Raw genomic sequence first — 23,010 nt, forward strand, 5'->3', positions numbered from 1 at the left:
CTGCGGGCTCAGAGTTTACTCAATGGATATTGGTGCCGTGGTTTTGCTTGGGCGCTTTAGTTTTCTTTTGGCGTGAGCGTTGTGATGCCGACCGCGGCCGCGCGAGCAAGCCCTTCGTCTAAGGACATTGGAATGTATTCTCCGCGGCGCCAAAGCGCGCCAAGATCATCGTAATGACGCGAGAGCAAGTGCCCCGATTGACCGGTTGAAATCACGAAAAGCGAGCTGTCTGGGTCGGCAAAGTCATAAACGCCGCGATAGCCTGCGCCGTGCACATTTAGGAAGGCTTCTTTGCCAATGCCCCCTTGCGTGCGCCCGCGCATAAGGGTGTTGTCGCCCCCAGACGTGGATTGGCGGATGTTGACAAAATAACGCAAGACAGGGACGCTTCCGAGCACTGCGTGATCATGGGTTGCCTGATGCGCATCGCCCCAGCGCAGTGAGGCCAGATCGCTGCTATAGTTCTCTTCAAGCCACAGGATCGCAGTGTCCAAGGACTGGCGCGCAATCTCTGTGCAGGTTTCTTTCGGCGAGGACTGAAGGATGTCGCACCATTCCGAGGCTCCGCCGACGTTGCGATAGACCCGTTCGATAAACAAAGGTTCGACATGTTTGAATTCCACGGCCAAGGGGCCAAGTTCGTCCTGGATCAAGCGTTCTTGCAACGCGCGTAGCCAAGCAGAATAGATCAGCGGTTCCGGCAAATGCTCGTTCATTTCGCCGTTCCAATTTGCCAGCAATTCCAGTGCAATTTGGCGTTTGCGCTCTGGGGTGCCGCTTTGCGCGGCTTCTCCCGTAAACCATAGATCTGCGCCGATCAGTGGAAGCAGGGCGCGAGCTGTGAAGCTGACGGTGTCGAGTTGGGCCTCGATAAAGCTGTCGCGCGTATGGACTTGGCGGCTTTGCATCAGACGTTGCCAGCGTTGAATGCGTTGGCTGTCTCCCCATTCATAACTGACATGAACGGGAAAGGGACGGTTGACCAGTTTGTTATTGGTGTTTCCCAGAATGCCTCCCTCTGGGTCCATGAAAACTGGGTTGGTTTCGTTCGGCAACATGCCTTGCCAGCGATTTTCAGCGATATAACCGAAACTTGGAAGACGCCCCTTGCTTTGGTGTTTTACATCACGTTGCGGCATCGCGCCGATGAGTTTGAGAGCGATCTTATCCTTATCGACCAGCGTCAGGTTTTGCGATGGCGCAATATAGCTCTGTGCGCTGACCAATGCGCTATCGATATCTACGGCCTGCATTATGCCCATTGCTGCGCTCATCGACGTGTCCCGCGCGCTGAGTGCCGTCCAGGCCAATGCGATAACGTGATCGTCTGGCGTAATGGCTTTTAGATCGAAATCCGACCCCGTCAGAATAGGGCCATTGTCGCTCCAACGCAGGGTCAGGGTGACGGGCTCTGCGTCTTTGATGTTGATAATGGATTTGCGCGTTTCAAAGGGTTTGAAACCGTCGGGTGTTCGGTATTCTTCTGGATTATCGGGATTGAGTTGCTCTATCAGCAGGTCTTGATCATCAAGATAGGACGAGGTGATCCCCCATCCGATTGTCGCGCTGCGGCCTGCAAGAACGACAGGCATGCCGGGAATTGTTCCACCAATAACGCCGCCTGCAGCCAGCTCTAACCGTGCGAGATACCAGATCGCGGGCGCAGAAAAGCCAAGATGTGGATCGTTTGCCAGCAAAGTGCCGCCAGAGGCAGAGCGGGCAGGCGCAGCAGCCCAAGCGTTAGACGCGCCTGCAAGGCCGCGCTCGGGCGCAGGGTGAAGCGGATGACGCGGCGCGCTATGTGTCGCGGCGTAGCGCGGCAGGGGCACATCGATGAGGTTGGAATATTTTGGTAAGGCGGCGACGCCAGTTCCCGGAATATTCGGCAAGATGTCGGAGAGGCGGTTTTCGTCTGGTAGGACAAGCGACGTGCGCGCGCGCAACACTTCTTCCTTAAGGTGCCCTGATAGCTGCAATGACATCAATTTGGTAACCGCCAGCGAATCCGCTGCGCGCCAAGGGGCAATGGGAGCGCCGAAAAGGAACATTTCAGGAGCGCCGCGACCCAGTGCACTTTCGTTGATTTCAGAGATACGCATGTTCACGCCTGCGGCATAGGCATTCAGCGCCCTTGTGGTGCGCGCGTCCTGACTTGCGACCGAAAGACTGGCCAAACGGTAGAGGTCAAGACGGCGCAGCAAAGTGTCGATACTAAGGGTGCTCGCGCCAAAGACTTCGGACAAGCGGCCCTGCGCGGTGCGCCGCATCATGGTCATTTGCCACAGACGATCCTGCGCGTGTGCATAGCCAAGGCCATAAAACACATCAGCGTCGCTTGCTCCAAAAATATGAGGTACATTGGCATTATCGCGCACGATTTCGACGGGCGCGGAAACACCGTCAACTTTGAGCGTCTTGGTATAATCCGGCAATGAACGTGAGGCGAGAAAATAAGCGAGCAAAACGGCAAGCACGGCCAAAAGGATTGCGCCGCCCGTTAGGCGCAGTGCCCAGCGAAAAATCAACACCATCTCTTGCTTCTCCTTGCGCGTGGGCGCCTTATAGATTGCAAACCACTTGTCATTGCTGAACAGGTTCGACACAGGGTTTAAGGTAATTGAAGCGAAGGGAAAAGCCGATGGCGAAATGTGCATTCTTGGGACTTGGAGTCATGGGATATCCAATGGCAGGCCATCTCCAAAAAGCGGGTCATGAAGTCACAGTTTACAACCGCACGGCGAGCAAAGCCAGTGACTGGGTCAAGGCCAATGGCGGTGCCAGTGCTGCGACACCGCGCGAGGCGGTGTTGGGCGCTGATTTTGTCATGGCTTGCGTGGGCAACGATGATGATTTGCGTTCGGTTTGCCTTGGTGAGGATGGCGCATTTGCAGGTATGAGCGACGGGAGCGTCTTTGTGGACCACACGACGGTTTCTGCGCTTGTTACGGGTGAGCTTTATCAGGCTGCGGATAGCGCGCAGATCAGTTTCGTGGATGCGCCGATTTCTGGCGGACAAGCCGGTGCGGAAAATGGCGTGCTTTCGATCATGTGCGGCGGAGACGCTGGCGCATATGAACGTGCAGAGCCGATTATGGCTGTCTATTCCAAAATGTGCCGCCGTATTGGTGATAGCGGCGCAGGGCAAATGACCAAGATGTGCAACCAAATTGCAATCGCGGGGCTAGTGCAAGGCTTGTCCGAGGCGCTGCACTTTGCGGAAAAAGCCGGTTTGGATGGGCGCGCTGTTGTCGAGGTGATCTCCCAAGGTGCGGCTGGTTCTTGGCAAATGGCGAACCGCTATGAGACAATGATTGACGATGAATTCGAGCACGGATTCGCAGTGGATTGGATGCGCAAGGACTTGGGCATCTGTCTTGATGCAGCTGACGATACGGGGGCAAGCCTGCCGGTTACAGCACTGGTCGATCAATTCTATAAGGATGTGCAAAAACTGGGTGGCGGACGCTGGGACACGTCGAGCCTGATCAAGCGTTTGCGCGCTATGGGCTAATGAGCGAGGCTGGGGGCTCTGCCCCCGGCTTTGCTGTGCAAATCCTCCCCCGAGATATTTGAAGACCAAAGAATCGGGGCGTTAACCTTAATGGGTTGAGGTGTTCGAAAAGAGGTGGATGATGACGATGCCGCCGAGGATCATGCTCAGGCCCAGCAGTGCGGGCGCGTCAAGTTTTTGCCCGTACACCAGATACCCGATGCCCGCGATGAAGACGATGCCAAGCGCGGACCAGAGCGCATAGGCAATGCCAAGGGGGATCGAGCGTAGTGCAAGCGCGAGAAAATAAAAGCTGATTGCATATGCAATGATGACCAGAACCGATGGCCAGAACTTGGTAAACTGCGCGCTGGCTTGAAGCGCCGCTGTTCCGATGGTTTCGCAAAGCACCGCGAAGAGAAGGACGATATAGTGACTCGGCATAATGCATTCCTACAGGGGGAGGGCGGTCGTATCTTTTATCTCTTCCATTACAAAGCTGGCAGAGACATCTGCGAGTGGAACAGATGCGGTTAGCTTTTGATAGAGCCTGTCGTAATCTTTCATATCTTTTACGCGCGCGCGGATCAGATAGTCCAGATCACCCGACATGCGATAGACGCTTTGGATTTGCGGCAGCGCCTTGGCGGCTCGCGCAAATTTTGCGGACCATTCTTTGGTGTGATTGTCCGTTCGCACCTGAATTATCACCGCAAGGGGCAGGCCGATTGCATCTGCATCAAGGAGCGCAACTTTGCCTTTGATGACACCTGCTTCGGTCAGAATTTTAATCCGCCGCCAGCAGGCATTGCGCGACAGGCCGATCGCTTCGCCTAATGTGTCAAGCGAGGGGTCACTGTTGTCTTGAAGTTGTCTCAGGATGCGGCGATCAATTGCGTCAAGTTCCATGCTGTTAGTGTTATCTTGGGAATATTTCCCAATCAACTCGAATTTATGTGGGATTTTGGGATATCGTCTTCATCGCGTTGTTTTAGTCTGTTGGAAAGCCAACAGGAGAAATCAAATGCTAGACAGACTTTTCATGGATCATCCCCGTAGTGTGGATGAGAGCTATTTCGAGCATCTTGCCTTCGCGATGAAGTTTTCCGCGCTTTTGGCGCTCGCGGCTGGTGCCGCGTTGATTCATGCGATTGTGCCAGCGCTTTGCGAGAAAACCGCCAGTGGAATTGTCGCGGATCTTTATGCGCGCACTCATAATCGAGGCGCGTGACAGGCCTTGCACAAAACTGCGCAAGGCCCAGAATTACCGAATGACTTAGAGCTGTAGGTGCTGAAAGTTGCTTAGCTTTACAAACTGAACATCGGGAAGAAGCGATTCCTGATCTGTCAAGCTAGAGCCTTGAAAACGTGCGAGTAATTCGACTGAGCCATCTGGATGGGTGTAGTTCATGTCAGTGTATTGCCCTGCGGGGCTGTAGCTGATGGCATCAAGCGTCGGCGTTTGATCATCTGGGTGCATGACTACAATCGTTTCGGTTTCGAGATCGATATCGTGTAACAAGCTTAGGCCAGGCTCGTGATCTGCGGCGACATAAAAGATGTCTTCACCTGCGCCGCCATAGAGACCTGCAGTGTCGAAGTTTATCAGATGATCATCGCCTGCGCCGCCATAGACATCGGGCGTGCCGCCGTCTTGTGCAACGAGGGTGTCATCGCCTTCATCGCCGCTGAGCAGACGAGCGCCGTCTTCGCCTGACAAGAGCAGATCGCTGCCTGTGCCGCCCCAAAGAAGGTCGGAAGCGCCAGCGCCGCCATCAAGCGTGTCTGCACCAGCGTCGCCAGCAAGCCTGTCGAGACCGTCGCCGCCATCCAATTGGTCATTGCCGTCGCCGCCTGACGCAAAGTCTGAGCCTGCGCCGCCGCTGAGAACGTCGTTTCCATGTTCGCCAAAGAGGCTGTCATCGCCGCCGCCTCCGCGAAGCTCATCGTTATCGCGAAATCCTGTGAGGTGGTCGTTGCCTTCACCGCCCAGAACGGTGTCATCACCGAAAGAGCCGTTGACTGTATCGTTTCCATTCCCGCCTTCGATCCAGTCGGCGCTGTTTGAGCGTCCATTGATAACGTCATCGCCTTCGCCGCCAAGCAGCGTGTCAGAGCCGCCGAGATAATCGCGCCCTTCAAGCGTGTCATTGCCAAGGCCCGCATCGCCAAAATGCGCGCCCGTTATGCTGTCATCTCCAAGGCCGCCAAAAATAGTGCCGCCTTCAAAACCTGCATCAATGGTGTCGTCGCCGCCTTCGCCCCAAATTTCATCATAGCCGCCGCGATTGGTGATTAGATCATTGCCGTCGCCGCCGCTCACATCGTCGGTGCCAAGGCCAGATTCGATGATATCGTTGCCCGATCCACCCTTGAGCACATCGCTGTCATTGCCGCCATCAAGCTCATCATCGCCATCGCCGCCAAGAAGGGCATCATCGCCCGCGCCGCCCACAAGAGTGTCGGAGGCATTGGGATCGGTCAGGCCCCAATCGGAGCCCATCAAGAAGTCGTCGCCGTCACCGCCCTCAAGAAGATCGGAGCCGCTGCCGCCTTGGAAGACATCATTGCCCTCGTGCCCATGTACTGTGTCATCGCCGCTTCCTGCATGGCCACCGTCATTTCCTGCACCGGCCCAGAGAATGTCATTCCCGTCGCCGCCATCGAGCAGGTCATCGCCATTTGCACCGATGATATGATCGCTGCCTGCGCCGCCAATAAGGTAATCATTGCCTTCGCCACCATTCACGAGGTCATTCCCGTCGCCGCCGTCTATGGTGTCTTGTCCTTCGTCGCCGAACAATGAATCCGCGCCGAGTAAGCCTTCAATATAATCATCGCCACTGTCGCCGTGAATGTCGTCGCCATCATCCGTGCCGTAAATTTCGTCATCGCCAGTCGAGCCGATAAACATAGCGCCGCTCGCGAGACCTAAAAGTGCTAATAAATAAAGCATACCCAGTACCTTTCGAAAAAATTGCCCACGGGTAAAGTCGTTGTGAGCAATCCTAAGGTCTAGGAAAAAGTGATAAGTTTTGGGATTTGGCCGTGAACGCCGCACAATTCGAAGAAAACACGCGCGTTTTTGGAAACAATGGGCCAGCTTTACGAACTTTGATTAGGGGCGAACATGCAAAAGGCGGCGCTGGTTTGCGCCGCCCATGTCACATTTGGATGCCCGAAGCTATCGCGCCAAAGCAGCGCTCAGGTTTTCGTCGATTTTTTCAAGGAAGCCCATGGTCGTTAACCACCCTTGATCTGGCCCGACCAGCAGGGCGAGATCTTTGGTCATGTGGCCCGATTCAACGGTTTCAACGATCACTTTTTCAAGCGTATTTGCAAAGTTCATCAGCTCATCATTGCCATCCAGTTTTGCGCGATGTTTGAGACCACCCGTCCACGCATAGATTGATGCGATTGAATTGGTCGACGTTGATTCACCTTTTTGATGCTGGCGGTAGTGGCGCGTTACAGTGCCATGCGCCGCCTCTGATTCAACGATCTTCCCGTCAGGTGTCATCAATTGCGACGCCATCATCCCGAGAGACCCAAAGCCCTGCGCGACCACATCGGATTGCACATCGCCGTCGTAGTTCTTGCAAGCCCAGACAAAGCCGCCATTCCATTTGATCGCGCAGGCAACCATATCGTCGATCAGGCGGTGTTCGTACCAGATTCCCTTTTCTTTGAAGGCCTCAGCAAATTCCGCGTCATAGACTTCTTGGAAAATCTCGAGAAAACGACCGTCATATTGTTTGAGGATTGTGTTTTTCGTGGACAGATACACAGGCCAGCCAAGGTTGAGACCATAATTCAAAGAGGCGCGGGCAAAGTCGTAGATGGACTTGTCGATATTATACATCGACATGAACACGCCCGCGCTATCGGCTTTGTAGACCTCATGCTCGATCTCGGTGCCGTCTTCGCCAACGAATTTCATCGTCAACGTGCCTGCGCCGGGGAATTTCATATCCGTGGCTTTATATTGATCGCCAAAGGCATGGCGGCCAACGACGATAGGCTGGGTCCATCCGGGAACGAGGCGGGGGACGTTTTTGCAAATGATTGGCTGGCGGAAAATTACGCCGCCGAGAATGTTGCGGATCGTGCCGTTCGGGCTTTTCCACATTTCTTTGAGGCCGAATTCTTCTACGCGGGCTTCGTCGGGTGTAATGGTCGCGCATTTGACGGCAACGCCCACTTCCTTGGTCTTTTCCGCCGCATTAATAGTGATCTGATCGTTGGTGCGATCGCGTTCTTCGATGCCCAGATCATAATAAAGCAGATCAATGTCGAGATAGGGCTCGATCAGTTTTTTCTTGATGAAATCCCAGATGATACGGGTCATTTCATCGCCGTCCATTTCTACGATTGGGTTTGCAACTTTGATCTTGCTCATAACTGGGCCTTTCGCGGCGATGGGGTCGATATCTGCTTAACCGAGTTTATTTTACAGGGGAATGAGGTTCACTCTGTTTGGCTATTTTTCGCCTCATAGGCACGCAGCCACAGCATCGCGGCTGTCGCGATCGCACACATAATAACTGAAGCAGCTGCAAGCGGGGCGGGCGTGCCAACAAACATAAGGCCAATCGGCGCGGCAATGGCGGCGGCCATTACAGTTGAAAGCCCCCCCATAATCGAGGCAACGAGACCAGCGATGTGGCCAACAGGCTCCATCGCAAGAGCGGTGAGATTGCCAAGCGTCAAGCCTGCGAGGAAAAACACCGAAGTTTGCCAAATCACGAAAATTGGAAAATAGATGCTGTCATCAGGATGCCAGAGGCTCACGAGCAGCATTATCAGCGAAAGAATAACCTGCACAGCAAAGGCAACCAAGATCATCGTGCGCATTCCAACGCGAACGACCAACGCGGCATTCAGCATAGAGGCGGTGCCAGCGAGCAACGAGATAACGCCGAACCATCTTGGGAAGCTTTCTGCGCGATCAAAGGTAACATCGTAAATCGGATGCACCGTCGAGAGCAGTCCAAACAACAATCCTAGCATTAAGGTTTGGCAAATGATCGACACACGAGAGCGCTTGTAGCTGAGGAACTCTACCGTCGTTGCCGCCAGCGTTTTTATTTGGAACGGGCGTCGTTTTTCGGCCACCAGAGTTTCGGGCAGGCGCAAGCCCATCCAGAGCATACTCACGATAGAGAAGCACATGAAGGCGACGAAAATTCCGCGCCAGTCAGAGATCGCGATAATGCCTGCGCCCAAAAGGGGGCCGACAGCAGGTACAAGCGTAAATACCATCATGATCAGCGACATGATTTTTGCCATCTCGCGCCCAGAAAACAGATCGCGCACGACAGCCATGGACACAATTCTGGGGCCAGCGGCTCCAACACCTTGAACCACGCGCGCGCCCAGCAAGATTTCGAGCGATTGCGCGCGCCATGCTACAAACGCAGCAATGCAATAAAGAATAGAGCCGATGAGCATGATCAATTTGCGGCCAAATCGATCCGAAAGAGGGCCGACAATAAATGTCCCAAGCCCCATGCCAAGAACGAAACTGGTTAAGACCAGTTGCGCTTTGTTGGTGTCCTGTGGGGTAAGCTCTTTTGCGATTTCGGGCAGGCCCGGCAGCATGGAATCAATCGAAAACGCAACCGTTGCAGAAAGCATCGCGCAAAAGGCTATGAATTCTACTCTGCCCATGCGCATTGCAATGCTTTGGTTCATGTGTCGTTACTTTCTTGCTTGTCTTCGCGTTTTTTGACGCGCCTTACGCGTCGGCGCAGGGCACTATCACCCACATGTTGGATTGCCAGCGCAAAGACACCAATGCCAGAAAAGATCATCACGGTTGTGCCGATCTTTCCAAGTGCGGTTGCCGGTACAAGGTTTCCGTATCCCACTGTCGATAGCGTTACGACGGTAAAGAAATAGCTATCAAGATAGCTCCATCCTTCGACAAAGTGGAAAAACACGGTTCCAGCAGCGATCAATGTCGCTAACAGGGAAAGGATTGCCATGGTGAGGCGTGAGTGGCTCATTCCGCAGCGTCGAGTTGGGATCGGATATCGCCAATCACATTACGCCAAACCTCAACAGGTTGCGCACCGGGGACAGCGTGTTTTCCTGCAACGATAAAGGTGGGCACAGAATTTACGCCCATCTTACGGAAAGATGCGTCTTTTTCGCGAATGCCGTCTAAATCTTCGTTCGTTGCCAAAAGACGCAGCACCAAAGCCGCATCCATGTCGCAACTGTCCGCAATGTCCGCCAACACTTCGCTGTTACCGATGTCGCGCCCTTCTTTGAAATACGCGCGAAACAAAGCGGAGACCACCATAGACTGACGTTGCTCTATGCCCGCCCAATGGATCAAACGATGCGCATTGATCGTATTGGGCGTGCGCTGTATCGCACCAAGATCAAGCTCTAGGCCAACGTCGCGCGCATGTTGATCGATCTGCCCGTAGACTTTGACCGCCTGTTCCTTGCCGCCGAATTTGCCTTCCAGATAAGCGCGCCGGTCCATGCCTTCGCTTGGCATTTCGGGGTTGAGCTGGAACGGATGCCATTCAATTTCGAAGGGATGCTCTGGCTCCGCTTCGAGCGCGCGATCAAGTAAAGTCTTGCCAATGTAGCACCATGGGCAGATCGGATCAGAAATAATGTCAAGCTTGACCATAGTGAGCCTCGATTTGGGACCGCAGCACACGGCGGAGCAGTTTGCCGTTGGCGCTGCTGGGAAGCGTGTCGCAAGGGTGGTAAATTCTGGGTTGCTTGTATCGCGCCAATTGTTGGGTTGCCAGTGCGTTCAATGCGCTTTCTTGCACTGGAGCAACGCTGGTATAACACAGCGCGATGACCTGAACGCCCGGTTTGAGCGTGACTTCAATCGCAGCGCATTGGGATACCTCAGGTAATTTTTGAAACACCGCCTCGATTTCGAGCGGGGAGACACGAAATCCACCCGCATTCATCATATCATCACTGCGCCCTTCATAATGAACAGCGCCGCTTTCATCTGTGCGACCTAGATCACCTGTAAGAAACCAGTCCCCCTGAAATCGCTCCGCCGTAGAGTCAGGTTCATTCAAATAGCCAAGCATCAAACCTTGATCCGAACGATGAACCGCGATGATGCCTGTTTCTCCTTGCTTGGCGGGGATTCCCTGTTCTGTAACAAGCGCGATTTTACGGCCTTGCTGAGCGCGCCCGAGCGCTTCTGGCGAGACCGGGTTTTCTGGCGAGGACGATATGAAAGTAGAGCATTCGGACATGCCAAAGGCTTCATAGACCCGGGTTCTTGTCGCCTCAAACCAGCTTTGATGTAGCGCAGGGGACATTTTTTCGCCGGCACTTAGCCCGTGCCGCAATGCTGGCAATGCGGGCATAGGCTTTTGCAATAGCTTGCGATAGACGCCCGGCGCCGCTGCGAACAAAGTGGCGTTGTTTTCTTTCAGCAAGTTCGGCAACTGATCGGCAGGGCAGCCATCTTCGGGGATTAAAGCGGTTGCGCCCATAGTCCATGGATCCATGAGGCCTGTGCCAAGTGTAAAGGTCCAGTTAAACGCGCCAGCATGCAGCAAGCGATCGGACGCGGTTAGCCCATACCATCCCTGATGCATCATTCTGCGTGCCCAGATTGCGCGGTGCGCATGAAGAACCGCGCGCGCAGTGCCTGAGGTGCCAGAGGTGAAAACCAGATAGGCTGGGCGCTCGGGATCGCCCATATGCCAGGGTGTGGCAGGCAGGGCATAAAATTCACGCAGTTGATCTAGTGAAATTTGTTTTGAATCAGGAGCTTCTGGCGCTGCAAGGGCCTCGTCTTGCAAAATTGCGGCAGGCGAAATTGCGGCGCTCATTTTTGTGATCTCTGCGCGGGTCAAGGCCGAAGAGGTGGGCACGGCAATCATCCCTGCCGCGATAATTCCAAGATAGGCGATTGGAAAATCCGCCGTGTTGCCAAGGCGCAGTAAAACGACGTCGCCCGCCTTTAGGCCCGCCTCGCGCAGCCCGCTTGCAACGCCGCGCACTGCATGGGTCAGGCGCTCGTAACTGTAGCTTTGTGCTGCTTTGCCTAGGACCTCTAGCGCTATTTTATTTGGCGTGTCTTGGCCTGCGGCCAAAACATAGGCGGCAAGGTTAAACGGGGCGGGGCAAAGCTCTGGGGAGTGAGTGTTCATGTCTGGCTTGGGTAGCGCATGCGCCGAGTAGATTGCAAGCGCGGGGCGCGCTGTCTATACACCGCTGCATGAGCGATAACCCAAAATCACTGATCCGAATTGCGCGCGAAAACGGAAGCACCGAACTTGCCGAGCATGTTGATCTTGCGAGCCGTGTGCGGGAACTGCGAAAAGCACAAGGCTGGACGTTAGAGCGCGCCGCAAATCAAGCGGGCCTTGCACGGTCTACGCTGTCAAAGATTGAAAATGGGCAGATGTCCCCGACGTATGACGCGCTTAAAAAGCTCGCTGAGGGGCTGGAAATTTCAGTTCCGCAGCTTTTCACACCGCCAGAGCGCGAGCAGATTAATGGGCGCATGGCCGTTACAAAGCTTGGCGAGGGCGCGGCCCATGCCACTGTGACCTATGAACACGAGCTGTTGGCTGAAACCCTTACGAACAAAAAGATGCTGCCATATCGCGCCCGCATTCGCGCGCGCAGTTTTGACGAATTTGATGGCTGGGTGCGCCATGACGGTGAAGAATTCCTGTATGTTTTGACAGGTGTTGTCAGCCTCATCACCGAATTTTATGAACCTGTCGAAATGCGGCGCGGGGACAGCGCCTATTACGATGCGTCGATGGGACATAACTTGATTACGCTAAGCGAAGACGATGCCAGCGTGCTTTGGGTGACGTCCCTCGGCGGTTAGGCCGCTGTTCCAAGCGTGGGCAGTTCCGCCATATCCCGCGAAAGGCTTTGGATGAGAAGAAAGTCCTCTAGTTCTTCTCGCGCTTCATGCTCGGTTAAATCATGACTTTGTGCCACGGCCTGCACCAAAGTGCTAAGATCAGTATTGGACCTGCGAAATAGAGAGGCATCCAAATACGGAAACCGCCTAGCCACGGCTGTTAAAAATGTCGTCCAATCTACTGATAAATCTGACCAATTCATAATGGCTCCCGCTGCTGCTATGCCACTTAGCATGTCGCGGGAACCTTACTTTAACGTTACTTTGAGTGCTCAAGCGCTATTTTTCTTCCCACCACCAGACTTCAGGCAGGAACCCCGACCAGTCGCCATAGATCGGCAAGGTCTCGGAAAAGGTCAGCTCTTTGGCGTGCGCTACATTGCTATAGGGCCATTGATAAAGAGGGATGAAGTACCGCCCAGAGATCAGGATACGGTCCAGCGCCCGAGTGGCGGCGATAAAGTCTTCTTGGGATCGGGCCGCAAGAATTGCATCAACCATCGCTTCAGCGGCTGGAACATTCATACCCATCCAATTGCGCCGTCCTGGACCTTCGACGCCTTCGCTGCCCCAATACAGGAATTGCTCGTTTCCGGGGCTAAGCGAGAGACCAATGCGGTAATAGGTCATATCAAAATCATAGCTGGCTGTGCGCTCAGTATATTGCGCGTCATCTGTGGCGGTGATTTTGACTTTGATGCCCAATCGATCAAGCGCTTGCGTATAGATATCCATGATTGACTGGTTTTCTTGATTGCCTTGGCGCAGCAATACTTCAAACGTCAATGGCTTGCCGTCAGGGCCAATCATCTTGCCATCTTGCACGCTAAACCCAGCGTCTTTCAACAAGGCCATCGCTTTGCGGATGTTTTTGCGATTGCGCGCTGAGCCGTCAGAAACAGGCAACGTATAGCCTTCAATCGCGCCGGGCAGCAGATCCTCTTTGTAAGGCGCAAGCAGGTCTGCGACTTTGCCCGTGGCGGCACCTGTTTCCATCCCAAGCACGGAATTGGAAAAATACGAACTGATGCGCGGCTGACGTCCGCCCGTAAGCGTGTCGTTCACAAATTCAAAGTTAAACGCATGAATAAGTGCATCGCGCACGCGCCAGTCATCGAACGGAGCGCGGCGGGTGTTCATCACAAAGCCGGTCATGCCCGTTGGCCGTTGATGCGGGATCGCAGACTTGATGACGTCGCCGTTTTGCACCGCCGGAAATCCATATTGGGTTTCCCATTTCTCCGCGTTGTTTTCACGGATCATATTCAGCTCACCCGACTTGAAGGCTTCAAACATAACCGAGCCATCGCCGAAGTATTCCATCTTGATTTCATCAAGGTTCATCGTGCCACGGCGAAACGGCACATCTTTGCCCCAATAATCGGGGTTGCGGCGCAGGGAAACTGATCGGCCCGCATCAAATTCTGAAATGACATAGGGTGAGGAAGAGATAGGGATGTCGTTCAATGTGGACTTTGTGAAATCCTTGCCGTCCCATTGTGCTTTTTTCAGGATTGGGCGAAGCCCCGCAATGAGCGCGAGTTCACGGTTGTCTTCGTTAAAGGTAAGGCGAACAGAGCGTGGACCTGTTGCCTCGATCTTTTCTATCTTGGACCACAGGCTGCGATAGCGGGGATGGCCGAGCGTTCCGAGCGTTTCGTAAGACCAAATCACGTCCTCGGTGGTAACGGGGCTGCCATCGGAGAATTTTGCCTCCGTGCGCAGGGTAAATTCGACCCACTCGCGATTCGGTCCTGTATCGACCGATTCGGCCAAAAGCCCGTACAAAGTGAACGGTTCACCGTAAGAGCGGCCCATTAAACTTTCATATGCGAGGGAGCGTAGCTGCCAAGGAACGGAGCCTTTGCGAATATGCGGATTGAGCGAATCAAAGCTGCCAGTTTCGCCAAATACGATTCGTCCGCCCTTGGGGGCATCCGGGTTTGCATAAGGGAGCGACACAAAATCAGGTGGAAGGGCCGGTTCACCATACATAGCTATGCCATGCGCTGGCTCTGATACAAGCTGAGCGGGTGTCGACAAAACCGTTAATAAACAGGCGATAGAGCGCAACCTTTGCGCGAAAAACAGTGATCTCATTTCGTAAACAATCCCTCAAATGCCTAGCCTGTGGATAAAAACCGTAATGGGGCTTTAATCAAGTATCAAACTTTTTGCTTGGATAGCAGCGCGTTAAGGCTTATACATAACTCACTGCTCGATAGGTTTCTTGCCTGTATGAAACCTGCCTCAATAACTTAACCCCAGCTTCGTGCTGGGGTTTTTTTTGGCCTTCACACAGCAGTATCTACTGATTTCCCAGCCCGCATCAATGGTGCGAAATCTGGCTTTTGCCCCTTATTTTGCAGGCGCAGCATGATATGGAGGGGGTCAGAAGACCTACGCATTCATCAAAGGAAGATCTGCTTTATGTCGCTTACTGGAAAAACTGCCGTCATCACGGGATCCAATTCGGGAATCGGTTTGGGAATCGCTCATGAAATGGCGAAAGCAGGGGCCAACGTTGTTCTGAATTCTTTTACTGACAGCGATGAGGATCACGCATTGGCGGCAAGCCTTGCCGCCGAGCATGGTGTAGAGGCGCGCTATATTCAGGCGGATATGTCAAAGGGCGATCAATGCCGCGCGCTGATCGAAAAGGCAGGCACCTGCGATATTCTCATCAACAATGCCGGCATTCAGCATGTGGCACCCATTGATGAGTTTCCGATGGAGAAGTGGGATGCGATCATTGCGATCAATATGTCCTCTGCATTTCACACGACAGCCGCAGCTTTGCCGCTCATGCGCGCTGCCGGTTGGGGCAGGGTGATCAACATCGCCTCCGCGCACGGTTTGACCGCTTCGCCGTTTAAAGCGGCGTATGTGGCGGCGAAACACGGTGTTGTGGGCATGACCAAGACTGTCGCGCTGGAAACCGCGCAAGAGCCGATTACAGCCAATGCAATTTGCCCGGGCTATGTTCTAACGCCGCTTGTGGAAGCGCAAATTCCTGACACCATGCGCGAATACAATATGTCGCGTGAAGATGTGGTGAAGAATGTCCTGCTGACACGCCAGCCCTCGAAAGAGTTTGCCACGGTTGAGCAGCTCGGTGGCACGGCCGTTTTCCTTGCCTCTGATGCGGCTGCGCAGATCACGGGCACAACGATCTCTGTCGATGGTGGCTGGACCGCGCTATAAGGAAATTCGTCTGCGAAGAATTTCGGGTACCTAGAATAGCAAACGCCGCTCTTGGGGAGCGGCGTTTTTTCTTTCTGGCAAAGCTGTGGCTTGGCCTACTTTTCCGGAATAAGGCCGCGCGGGCTAAACCGTAGCACCAAGAGCAAAACCAGTCCCATTGTCAGCAATCGCATATGTGCCGCGCTTTCCAGCAAGTGGTGTTTTAGCGCACTGCTATCCGCCATGCCTGCCGTCACAATGCCCATGAGCCAGTGCCCTAGCGGCTCGACCTGAATCCACAGGAACCAAATAAAGAAACCACCAAGGACGGCACCAATGTTGTTGCCCGATCCTCCTACGATCACCATCACCCAAACAAGGAAGGTAAAGCGCAATGGATTGTAGGTGCCAGGGATCAATTGACCTTCGAGCGTGATCATCATTGCGCCAGCAAGGCCGCAGATGGCGCTACCGAAGATAAAGACTTGCAAGTGGCGGGCAGTCACATCTTTGCCCATCGCTTCTGCCGCGACCTCATTATCGCGAATGGCGCGCAACATGCGGCCCCACGGGCTTTTGAGGGCCAGTTGTAGCATGATGAGCAAGAGCACCAGAACCACTGTGAAGATCAGAGTATAATTCAACTTCACAAATATGGTGGAGGCGTCGATTGCATCAAATCCCAAGCCGTTGGCGCGTTCGACAAACCCGCTATCATTTTGCAAGTCCACTTCGCGTGGCACGATACGGCCCATGCCAGATTGCACGTTCTTCACACCGCGCGTGAGCCAATCTTCGTTCTTAATGATTGCGATCACGATTTCCGCAATGCCAAGCGTGGCGATTGCCAAATAATCCGAGCGCAGTCCAAGAGCGGTTTTTCCGATTATCCATGCCGCACCTGCCGCTAAAAGAGCGCCCACAGGCCATGAGAGGATGATCGGCAGGCCCAACCCGCCAAGAAAACCCGTCGCCGCTGGATCGACCTTTTCAATGGCAAGCGTTGAGGGATCAAACAGCGCACGAAACAGCATAAAGCCACCGATAAGCACAGCCAAAATCGCGAAAGTGCGCAGCCGACTATGGGGCTTTCGTTTCACAATCAATACCGCCAAGACAATCGTCGCCGCTCCTGTCAAAAGCGCAATGATGACGCCAAATCCGCCAGCTTTCCAAGCTTCGTCCACAGGTGCATGCGAGATCAGAACTGCAGACAAACCACCAAGCGCGACAAAGCCCATCACACCCACATTGAAGAGGCCTGCGTAGCCCCATTGTAAATTAACGCCCAGCGCGATGATCGCCGAAATGAGGCAATAATTGATCAGTCCAAGCGCCGAGTTCCAGCTTTCATTCAAGCCAGTGAAGACCAGCAAACCGATCATAATCGCGAATAGCGCAACGTTTTTCAAAGGCAACGTCATACTGATTTCCCCGCAAAGAGGCCCGTAGGCTTGAAGAGCAAAACAACCAACAAAATCGCGAAGGACACGGCGAATTTGTAATCAGTGCTTAAGAGCTGCACGAGGCTTGAGGGCTCAAGGCTTTCTGGCAACAAATAGACCAACATTTTTTTCCATGCGTAAGTGATAGTGATCTCGGAGAACGCGATCACAAAACCGCCTGCGATTGCGCCAATCGGGCTGCCAAGACCACCAACGATGGCCGAGGCAAAGATCGGCAGGAGCAATTGGAAATAGGTGAAGGGCTTAAAGCTTTTGTCTAAGCCATAGAGCACACCCGCGATCGTAGCGAGCGCGGCAACAATCAGCCAAGTATACATCACAACGCGCTCTGGGTTGATGCCTGACAGAAGGGCGAGATCTTCGTTATCCGAATAAGCGCGCATGGATTTACCCGTGCGCGTGCGGTTAAGAAACCAAAAGAGCAGAGCCACAACGATAACCGCAGTGATGACTGTGATGCCTTGCGAGGTTTTGATGGACAGCCCTTCGCGCAGGCCGGTCATTTCTTTAAACGCGCGTGCTTTTATGATGAAGCGTTCCCCATCTGCAAAGCGTTGCTCGCCAGGCCCGATCGCAAAGCGCACAAGCCCGTTCATAATGAACATCACCCCCATAGAGGCAATAACCAGGATCACGGGCTTGGCTTTTTGTTCACGGTAAAAGCGATAGACCAGTCGGTCCGTGAGCAATAGCAGCGCCATACATCCCAAAATACCAAACGGCAGCGCAAGAAGCGCCGTCGGCAGTGGTCCAAGATTGATACCAGCCGATTGCATCCACCAAGTGATAAAGATCGTGAACATCGCGCCCGTTGCCATGGTGTCACCATGGGCAAAGTTGGAAAACCGCAAGATGCTGTAGATCAGCGTGACGCCCAGCGCGCCCAGCGCAAGTTGGCTACCATAGGCAATTGCCGGCACGATCACAAAATTTGAAAGCGCAACAAGAGCGTTTAGAAAGTCGATCATTTGCAGACCCCCAAATAACTAATGGCCATAGGGCCGTCGGCATAGTGAAGCGAATAGCGCGCGGCGCCGTCTTTCGCGATGGTAAGCAGTTGGCGTGCTTCAAACGTGCCACCTGACAGCGACAGTGTTCCGCCAGAGCGCACGCCAAGCAGGACCGCATCCCCCGCATCCGAGACGAGTTTCGCCTCAACAACTGTGTCGTCCTCTGTTAGCCCACCCGCGCGTGCTTCAAGGCTGGGTGTGAACTCTGTGTCTGCACAGGGCTCTGCTTCATAACACTCTGTCGTAAAACGACACTCGAAGGTGAAACTTTGAGATACGGGCGCGGTTTCAATCGTTAGCTTTTCAGGCTGAACGAAGGTCTCTTGTTGCGCCGCAAGGCCAAGAGGGACAAGAGCCAGCGCAAGCAGCGCGGAGTAGAAGATACGCATCCTCATCCCCCCAAGAAACTTCTGCGCACTTCGGGATTGTCCAAAAGTGCTTTTCCAGTATCTGTAAAGGCATTGCGCCCCTGCACCAAAACATATCCTTTGTCTGCAATTTCAAGCGCTTGACGGGCGTTTTGCTCAACCATCAAAATGGAAATACCCGTGCGTGCGACTTCGATTATGCGATCAAAGAGCTCGTCCATAACAATCGGGGAAACACCAGCTGTCGGCTCGTCTAGCATCAAGACCCGCGGCTGGGTCATCAAAGCGCGCCCGACAGCGACTTGTTGACGTTGACCGCCTGATAGCTCGCCAGCCGCTTGATTGCGCTTTTCCTTCAGGATCGGGAATAGGTCATAGACCTGCGCCATGGTATCGCTGAAATCGTCCTTGCGGATAAAGGCACCCATTTCGAGATTTTCTTCAACTGTGAGCGAGGTGAAAATGTTCGACGTTTGGGGCACAAATCCCATACCTTTGCTAACCCGCGCTTGCGGCGTCAGTTTGGTGATGTCTTCGCCGTCCAGACGCACACCGCCTTTGTTCAGGTTCAACATGCCAAAGACAGCTTTCATCGCTGTTGACTTACCTGCGCCATTTGGCCCGACAATTACAGCAATTTCACCTTTTTCAACCGCCAAGGTGCAACTATGCAAAATATCAGCGCCGCTGCCATAGCCGCCGGTCATGTTATCGCCAATGAGAAACGGCTCAGTCATTAGGCAGTTTCCTTATTCTTTAGGCCCGTTCCGAGATAGGCCTCAATCACTTGCTCATTGGCCTTGATTTCATCAATCGTGCCTGTCGCGAGCTCTTTGCCTTCGGCCATAACAATGACCGGATCGCAAAGACGGCCAATGAAATCCATATCGTGCTCGATCATGCAGAACGTATAGCCCCGCTCTTGGTTCAAGCGCACAATCGCATCACCGATCGTATTCAAAAGCGTGCGGTTCACACCCGCACCAACCTCATCAAGAAAGACGATCCGTGCATCAACCATCATTGTGCGCCCAAGCTCCAAGAGCTTCTTTTGACCGCCAGAGAGATTGCCTGCTTTTTCTTCGGTCAGATGCGAAATGGTGAGGAAGTCCAGAACTTCATCAGCCTTTGCAGCAAGTGCGCGTTCTTCATTTGCGATGCGCTTGCGCCCGAACCATGTATTCCAAAGGGTTTCACCCGATTGGCCACCTGGCACCATCATCAGGTTCTCGCGGCAGCTCATTGAGGAAAATTCATGCGCGATTTGGAACGTACGCAGCAAGCCTTTGTGAAACAGCTCGTGCGGTGGCAGTCCGGTGATGTCTTCACCGGCCATAAATACGCGCCCTGAGGTCGGCTTCAACACGCCCGCAATCACATTAAACAGCGTGGTTTTACCTGCGCCATTGGGGCCAACTAGCCCGGTGATTGATCCTTCGGCAATTTCTAGCGTCGCACCGTCAACAGCATGAAAGCCGCCAAAGTGCTTGTGCAGGTTTTCAACCCTGATCACATGAAGTCCCCCGTTTCTTTTAAAGCGTCTTAGCGCGCTTGTCTGATTTCGCTCTCCTAGCGTGCCACGAAAAGTGGGGTGCTGTGCGGCGAATTAACATTGGACCCTATTCGGGCATTGATCGTTTGAAAAGCCCTGACATTACGGCGCCGAAAGAAATCGCTGTTTTGCACAGCTTCCTTTGTCTGGCCTTTTTTTCGCCTCCACGCGCCATATCTCGGATAAGATCGACGACAAAGGAGGCGACGAGATGCAGATGACACGGCGTGCTTTGGTTCTTTCATCGCTTGCAGGCTCGCTTTGCGCGCCTTCGCTGAGCGCAGCGCCAAGATACAAATTCGAAACGCTGGCCAGCGGGTTCGATGCGCCTTGGGCCATTGGATTTGCAGGCAATGGTGTGTTGGTGAGCGAGCGCGGCGGCGCTCTCATCTGGCTTTCGGGCGCATCGCGCAAAAAGGTGAAAGGCTTGCCCGAAATCGCTGAGGACGGGCAGGGCGGTTTGCTCGACATTCTCGTGCCGCGCGATTTCAAGGCATCTGGGTTGATATTCCTGACCTATGCCAAACCTCAAGGGCGGGGTTCAGGCACGGCAATCCTACGCGCACGCTTTGATCCAGCGCGCGCGGCGCTGAGCGAAGTCACACCAATTTTTGAAATGCAAACAGGATCAAGCGGCCCTCATCATTTCGGCTCGCGCCTTGTTGAAGCCCGCGATGGTACGCTGTTTGCCAGCATCGGGGATCGCGGCGAGCGAGAGCAAGCCCAGAACACCAATACACACAATGGAACCATCATTCGCATCGCCAAAAACGGTGCCGTTCCGCGTGACAATCCGTTTGTTGGCAAGGACAATCACCGCCCGGAAATTTGGTCTTATGGCCATCGAAACCCCCAAGGGCTAACGCTTGATCTACAGGGCCAACTTTGGGCAAATGAACACGGCGCGCGCGGGGGCGATGAAATAAACCGCATTCAAAAGGGCGCGAATTACGGCTGGCCGACCATTTCCTATGGCACACATTACTCCGGGCGCAAGATCGGAGTGGGAACGGCGAAAGCCGGCCTGAAACAACCCGAGCACTATTGGGACCCGTCCATCGCGCCTTCGGGATATTTGATTTATTCAGGCAAGCTGTTTCGCGAATGGCGCGGACACCATTTTGTCGGCAGTCTGAAATTCGACTACATCGCGCGCCTGACAGGCTCCCCTTTGCGCGAGGCCGAGCAGATCAAATCCAAAACAACCGAACGCGTCCGCGACATCCGCGAAGCGCCAGATGGTTCAATTTGGTTTCTGTCCGTTGGCAATGGCGCGCTTAACAGAATCAGCAAGAATTAGCATTTATGGAATGAGAATTTTCAAAACTATCAGTATTCGAACAATTGCAAACTAAAGCTGTAATTTCTGTGAAGGCTTGTGGATAAGTCTGCTTAATGGGCTGAAAGCTAAAATGTTACAGTGTTCAGCTTTTTTTGATAATGCTGGACAAAAGCAGCACAAGAGGGGAACTTTTTGCGTATCGCCCAGCCTTCATCACGATTTACGATGAAACTGAAACAAAGCTCGACTCTTGGAGGTGCTTCTTTGCCCAATGAAGGCAAATAGACCAATAGGTGCTGCCAATGCCTCCTCAAGAAGATGAACCACAAAAGAAATTGCCCGCAAAAGCCCCCGTCGACCTGTCACCATTCAAAAAGCACGCTGTTTTATTAAAGTTCTTGTTCGGAATAGTAGCAATACGTGACCCTGCGCTTGTGCGTTTTGTACTCTGGATTTTCCTTGGGTCATTTCTGGGATTTATACTGATTGTGATTGGCGGCTTTTCGTTGGCTTTCGCAAGAGATCCCGAATTCGTGGAGCTCGTAATTCAGAGGCTCTTCGAACCTGAACGAGAATAAAAAGCAAACTCAAATCGACAACCGCGCTGCTTGCGATCCGCGTTCGCGGTATGGTGTCGTGTCATAATGTGCGCGGTAGCATTTGGAAAAATGCGACGGTGACGCGAAACCGCACGCCAATGCCACATTGATCACACTCATATCTGTCTGCATCAGCAGATTGCGCGCCTTTTGCAGCCGCAGCTCCATATAATAGCGCTTGGGCGAGCGGTTCAGATAACGACGGAACAAGCGCTCTAGCTGGCGCGTGGACATACCAACATCTTTGGCAAGAATCGACGGGCTGATCGGCTCTTCGATGTTGTTCTCCATCATCTGGATCACAGTAGACAGTTTCGGATGGCGCACACCGATGCGTGTCGGCACTGAAAGGCGTTGGGTGTCCTGATCTGTGCGGATCGAAGAATAGATCAACTGATCAGCAACTGCGTTCGCCAGTTCTTCGCCGTGATCATCCGCGATAAGTTTGAGCATAAGGTCAATCGAAGACGTGCCACCCGCCGTGGTCAAGCGGTTGCCGTCAACCACAAAAACCGATTTGGTTAGCTCGACTTCATCGAATTCTTCGAGAAAGCTATCCTGATTTTCCCAATGAATGGTCGCGCGTTTACCGTCCAACATGCCAGCCTTTGCCATGCAGTAAGATGCCGTGCACAGACCGCCCATGATCAGGCCGCGTCTTGATTCACGGCGCATCCAGTTGAGCAGTTTCTTGGTGGTCGCGTGTTGAATATCGACGCCGCCGCACAAAAGCACCGTGTCGTCGCGTTGTAACTCCACAAGATCGCTGTCGAGTTTGAATTCGGTTCCCGCAGAGCAAACTACAGAGTCGCCGCCCTCACCAATAACGCTCCAGCAATAAAGGGGTTTACCTGCCAAACGGTTCGCGATGCGCAGGCCTTCAAGCGCCGCAGAAAAGCACAAAAGCGTAAAGTCGTTTAGCAACACAAACACGAACTTGCGTGGTTTGGTGCTGTCGGTTTCGACGCTTATTTTGACATCATCTGAAATCATTGACGAGATCCTGAAATGCGCGATTTGCGCGGTACCAGTTTGGTTTTGTGGCAACGTGTGATTCAACAAGAATGGATCACTCAATTCACCTTGAGCGCATCGCGTTGAAAACGTCAATACGGCGTCTTCGATAAGCCGCTGGTCATAGCGCTAACAGCGACGTATATAACAAATTCATACTATAGT

General features: G+C 53.5%; 22 protein-coding genes. 5 read left to right on the forward strand and 17 right to left on the reverse strand.

Going from position 1 to position 23,010, the window contains the following annotated elements:
* Positions 1-56: 56 nt before the first annotated feature.
* Positions 57-2,531, reverse strand: a complete 2,475-nt coding sequence (locus ACRBCU_RS07825; RefSeq protein ID WP_431364815.1) for a penicillin acylase family protein — start codon at positions 2,529-2,531, stop codon at positions 57-59.
* A gap of 107 nt (positions 2,532-2,638) precedes the next feature.
* Between ACRBCU_RS07825 and ACRBCU_RS07830 the strand changes: the two genes are divergently transcribed.
* The gene (locus ACRBCU_RS07830; RefSeq protein WP_431364816.1) at positions 2,639-3,511 is read left to right on the forward strand and encodes an NAD(P)-dependent oxidoreductase; all 873 of its coding nucleotides are present in this window, start codon (positions 2,639-2,641) and stop codon (positions 3,509-3,511) included.
* Between the two features lie 87 nt (positions 3,512-3,598).
* Here ACRBCU_RS07830 and ACRBCU_RS07835 read toward each other — a convergent pair whose 3' ends face one another.
* Positions 3,599-3,934, reverse strand: coding sequence for a DMT family transporter (locus ACRBCU_RS07835; RefSeq protein WP_431364817.1), 336 nt, complete (start codon positions 3,932-3,934; stop codon positions 3,599-3,601).
* Positions 3,935-3,943: 9 nt separating this feature from the next.
* Complete coding sequence (locus tag ACRBCU_RS07840; protein ID WP_431364818.1) at positions 3,944-4,399, reverse strand: Lrp/AsnC family transcriptional regulator; 456 nt, start codon at positions 4,397-4,399, stop codon at positions 3,944-3,946.
* A gap of 115 nt (positions 4,400-4,514) precedes the next feature.
* Between ACRBCU_RS07840 and ACRBCU_RS07845 the strand changes: the two genes are divergently transcribed.
* Entirely contained in the window at positions 4,515-4,721 is a 207-nt protein-coding gene (locus ACRBCU_RS07845; protein WP_431364819.1) for a DUF6356 family protein, read from the forward strand.
* A gap of 45 nt (positions 4,722-4,766) precedes the next feature.
* On the opposite strand, the gene ACRBCU_RS07850 is transcribed toward ACRBCU_RS07845, so the two are convergent.
* The 6 genes from ACRBCU_RS07850 to ACRBCU_RS07875 form a co-directional block, all read right to left on the reverse strand.
* Positions 4,767-6,446: a calcium-binding protein gene (locus ACRBCU_RS07850; protein ID WP_431364820.1), complete on the reverse strand. Its 1,680-nt coding sequence runs from the start codon at positions 6,444-6,446 to the stop codon at positions 4,767-4,769.
* A 228-nt stretch (positions 6,447-6,674) separates the two neighbouring features.
* On the reverse strand, positions 6,675-7,889 hold the full coding sequence (locus ACRBCU_RS07855) for an NADP-dependent isocitrate dehydrogenase (RefSeq protein WP_431364821.1): 1,215 nt from the start codon (positions 7,887-7,889) through the stop codon (positions 6,675-6,677).
* A 68-nt stretch (positions 7,890-7,957) separates the two neighbouring features.
* Positions 7,958-9,184, reverse strand: a complete 1,227-nt coding sequence (locus ACRBCU_RS07860) for a multidrug effflux MFS transporter (protein WP_431364822.1) — start codon at positions 9,182-9,184, stop codon at positions 7,958-7,960.
* Positions 9,181-9,498, reverse strand: a complete 318-nt coding sequence (locus ACRBCU_RS07865; RefSeq protein WP_431364823.1) for a potassium channel family protein — start codon at positions 9,496-9,498, stop codon at positions 9,181-9,183. The genes ACRBCU_RS07860 and ACRBCU_RS07865 overlap by 4 nt, the downstream gene beginning before the upstream one ends.
* The gene (locus ACRBCU_RS07870) at positions 9,495-10,139 is read right to left on the reverse strand and encodes a DsbA family oxidoreductase (RefSeq protein ID WP_431364824.1); all 645 of its coding nucleotides are present in this window, start codon (positions 10,137-10,139) and stop codon (positions 9,495-9,497) included. Before ACRBCU_RS07870 ends, ACRBCU_RS07865 begins: the two co-directional genes overlap by 4 nt.
* Positions 10,126-11,640 carry a class I adenylate-forming enzyme family protein gene (locus tag ACRBCU_RS07875; RefSeq protein WP_431364825.1) on the reverse strand — a complete coding sequence of 505 codons (1,515 nt, stop codon included), beginning with the start codon at positions 11,638-11,640 and terminating at the stop codon, positions 10,126-10,128. Before ACRBCU_RS07875 ends, ACRBCU_RS07870 begins: the two co-directional genes overlap by 14 nt.
* Before the next feature lie 68 nt (positions 11,641-11,708).
* Here ACRBCU_RS07875 and ACRBCU_RS07880 point away from each other — a divergent pair, with 68 nt between their 5' ends.
* Positions 11,709-12,332 (forward strand): helix-turn-helix domain-containing protein, encoded by a 624-nt coding sequence (locus tag ACRBCU_RS07880; protein WP_431364826.1) that lies wholly within the window; start codon positions 11,709-11,711, stop codon positions 12,330-12,332.
* Here the strand turns inward: ACRBCU_RS07880 and ACRBCU_RS07885 are convergent.
* Both ACRBCU_RS07885 and ACRBCU_RS07890 read right to left on the reverse strand, forming a co-directional pair.
* On the reverse strand, positions 12,329-12,574 hold the full coding sequence (locus ACRBCU_RS07885; RefSeq protein WP_431364827.1) for a hypothetical protein: 246 nt from the start codon (positions 12,572-12,574) through the stop codon (positions 12,329-12,331). The two genes, ACRBCU_RS07880 and ACRBCU_RS07885, sit on opposite strands and share 4 nt — an antisense overlap.
* Positions 12,575-12,650: 76 nt before the next feature.
* The gene (locus ACRBCU_RS07890) at positions 12,651-14,471 is read right to left on the reverse strand and encodes an extracellular solute-binding protein (RefSeq protein WP_431364828.1); all 1,821 of its coding nucleotides are present in this window, start codon (positions 14,469-14,471) and stop codon (positions 12,651-12,653) included.
* A 330-nt stretch (positions 14,472-14,801) separates the two neighbouring features.
* Between ACRBCU_RS07890 and ACRBCU_RS07895 the strand changes: the two genes are divergently transcribed.
* The gene (locus tag ACRBCU_RS07895; RefSeq protein WP_431364829.1) at positions 14,802-15,575 is read left to right on the forward strand and encodes a 3-hydroxybutyrate dehydrogenase; all 774 of its coding nucleotides are present in this window, start codon (positions 14,802-14,804) and stop codon (positions 15,573-15,575) included.
* A gap of 95 nt (positions 15,576-15,670) precedes the next feature.
* Here the strand turns inward: ACRBCU_RS07895 and ACRBCU_RS07900 are convergent, their stop codons facing one another.
* Genes ACRBCU_RS07900 through ACRBCU_RS07920 form a run of 5 tightly spaced genes read right to left on the reverse strand, consistent with a single transcriptional unit; the run spans position 15,671 to position 19,911 of the window.
* Positions 15,671-16,978 (reverse strand): branched-chain amino acid ABC transporter permease, encoded by a 1,308-nt coding sequence (locus ACRBCU_RS07900; protein ID WP_431364830.1) that lies wholly within the window; start codon positions 16,976-16,978, stop codon positions 15,671-15,673.
* Positions 16,975-17,985, reverse strand: coding sequence for a branched-chain amino acid ABC transporter permease (locus ACRBCU_RS07905; protein WP_431364944.1), 1,011 nt, complete (start codon positions 17,983-17,985; stop codon positions 16,975-16,977). Before ACRBCU_RS07905 ends, ACRBCU_RS07900 begins: the two co-directional genes overlap by 4 nt.
* Positions 17,985-18,419, reverse strand: a complete 435-nt coding sequence (locus ACRBCU_RS07910) for a hypothetical protein (RefSeq protein ID WP_431364831.1) — start codon at positions 18,417-18,419, stop codon at positions 17,985-17,987. Before ACRBCU_RS07910 ends, ACRBCU_RS07905 begins: the two co-directional genes overlap by 1 nt.
* 2 nt (positions 18,420-18,421) lie before the next feature.
* Positions 18,422-19,135, reverse strand: coding sequence for an ABC transporter ATP-binding protein (locus ACRBCU_RS07915; protein ID WP_431364832.1), 714 nt, complete (start codon positions 19,133-19,135; stop codon positions 18,422-18,424).
* Positions 19,135-19,911 (reverse strand): ABC transporter ATP-binding protein, encoded by a 777-nt coding sequence (locus ACRBCU_RS07920; RefSeq protein ID WP_431364833.1) that lies wholly within the window; start codon positions 19,909-19,911, stop codon positions 19,135-19,137. Before ACRBCU_RS07920 ends, ACRBCU_RS07915 begins: the two co-directional genes overlap by 1 nt.
* Positions 19,912-20,161: 250 nt before the next feature.
* On the opposite strand from ACRBCU_RS07920, the gene ACRBCU_RS07925 reads away from it, so the two are divergent.
* On the forward strand, positions 20,162-21,250 hold the full coding sequence (locus tag ACRBCU_RS07925) for a PQQ-dependent sugar dehydrogenase (protein ID WP_431364834.1): 1,089 nt from the start codon (positions 20,162-20,164) through the stop codon (positions 21,248-21,250).
* A gap of 569 nt (positions 21,251-21,819) precedes the next feature.
* Here the strand turns inward: ACRBCU_RS07925 and ACRBCU_RS07930 are convergent.
* On the reverse strand, positions 21,820-22,824 hold the full coding sequence (locus ACRBCU_RS07930; protein WP_431364835.1) for a GlxA family transcriptional regulator: 1,005 nt from the start codon (positions 22,822-22,824) through the stop codon (positions 21,820-21,822).
* Positions 22,825-23,010 lie beyond the last annotated feature (186 nt).

The organism is Planktotalea sp., from assembly GCF_050633725.1.
Lineage (GTDB): Bacteria > Pseudomonadota > Alphaproteobacteria > Rhodobacterales > Rhodobacteraceae > Planktotalea.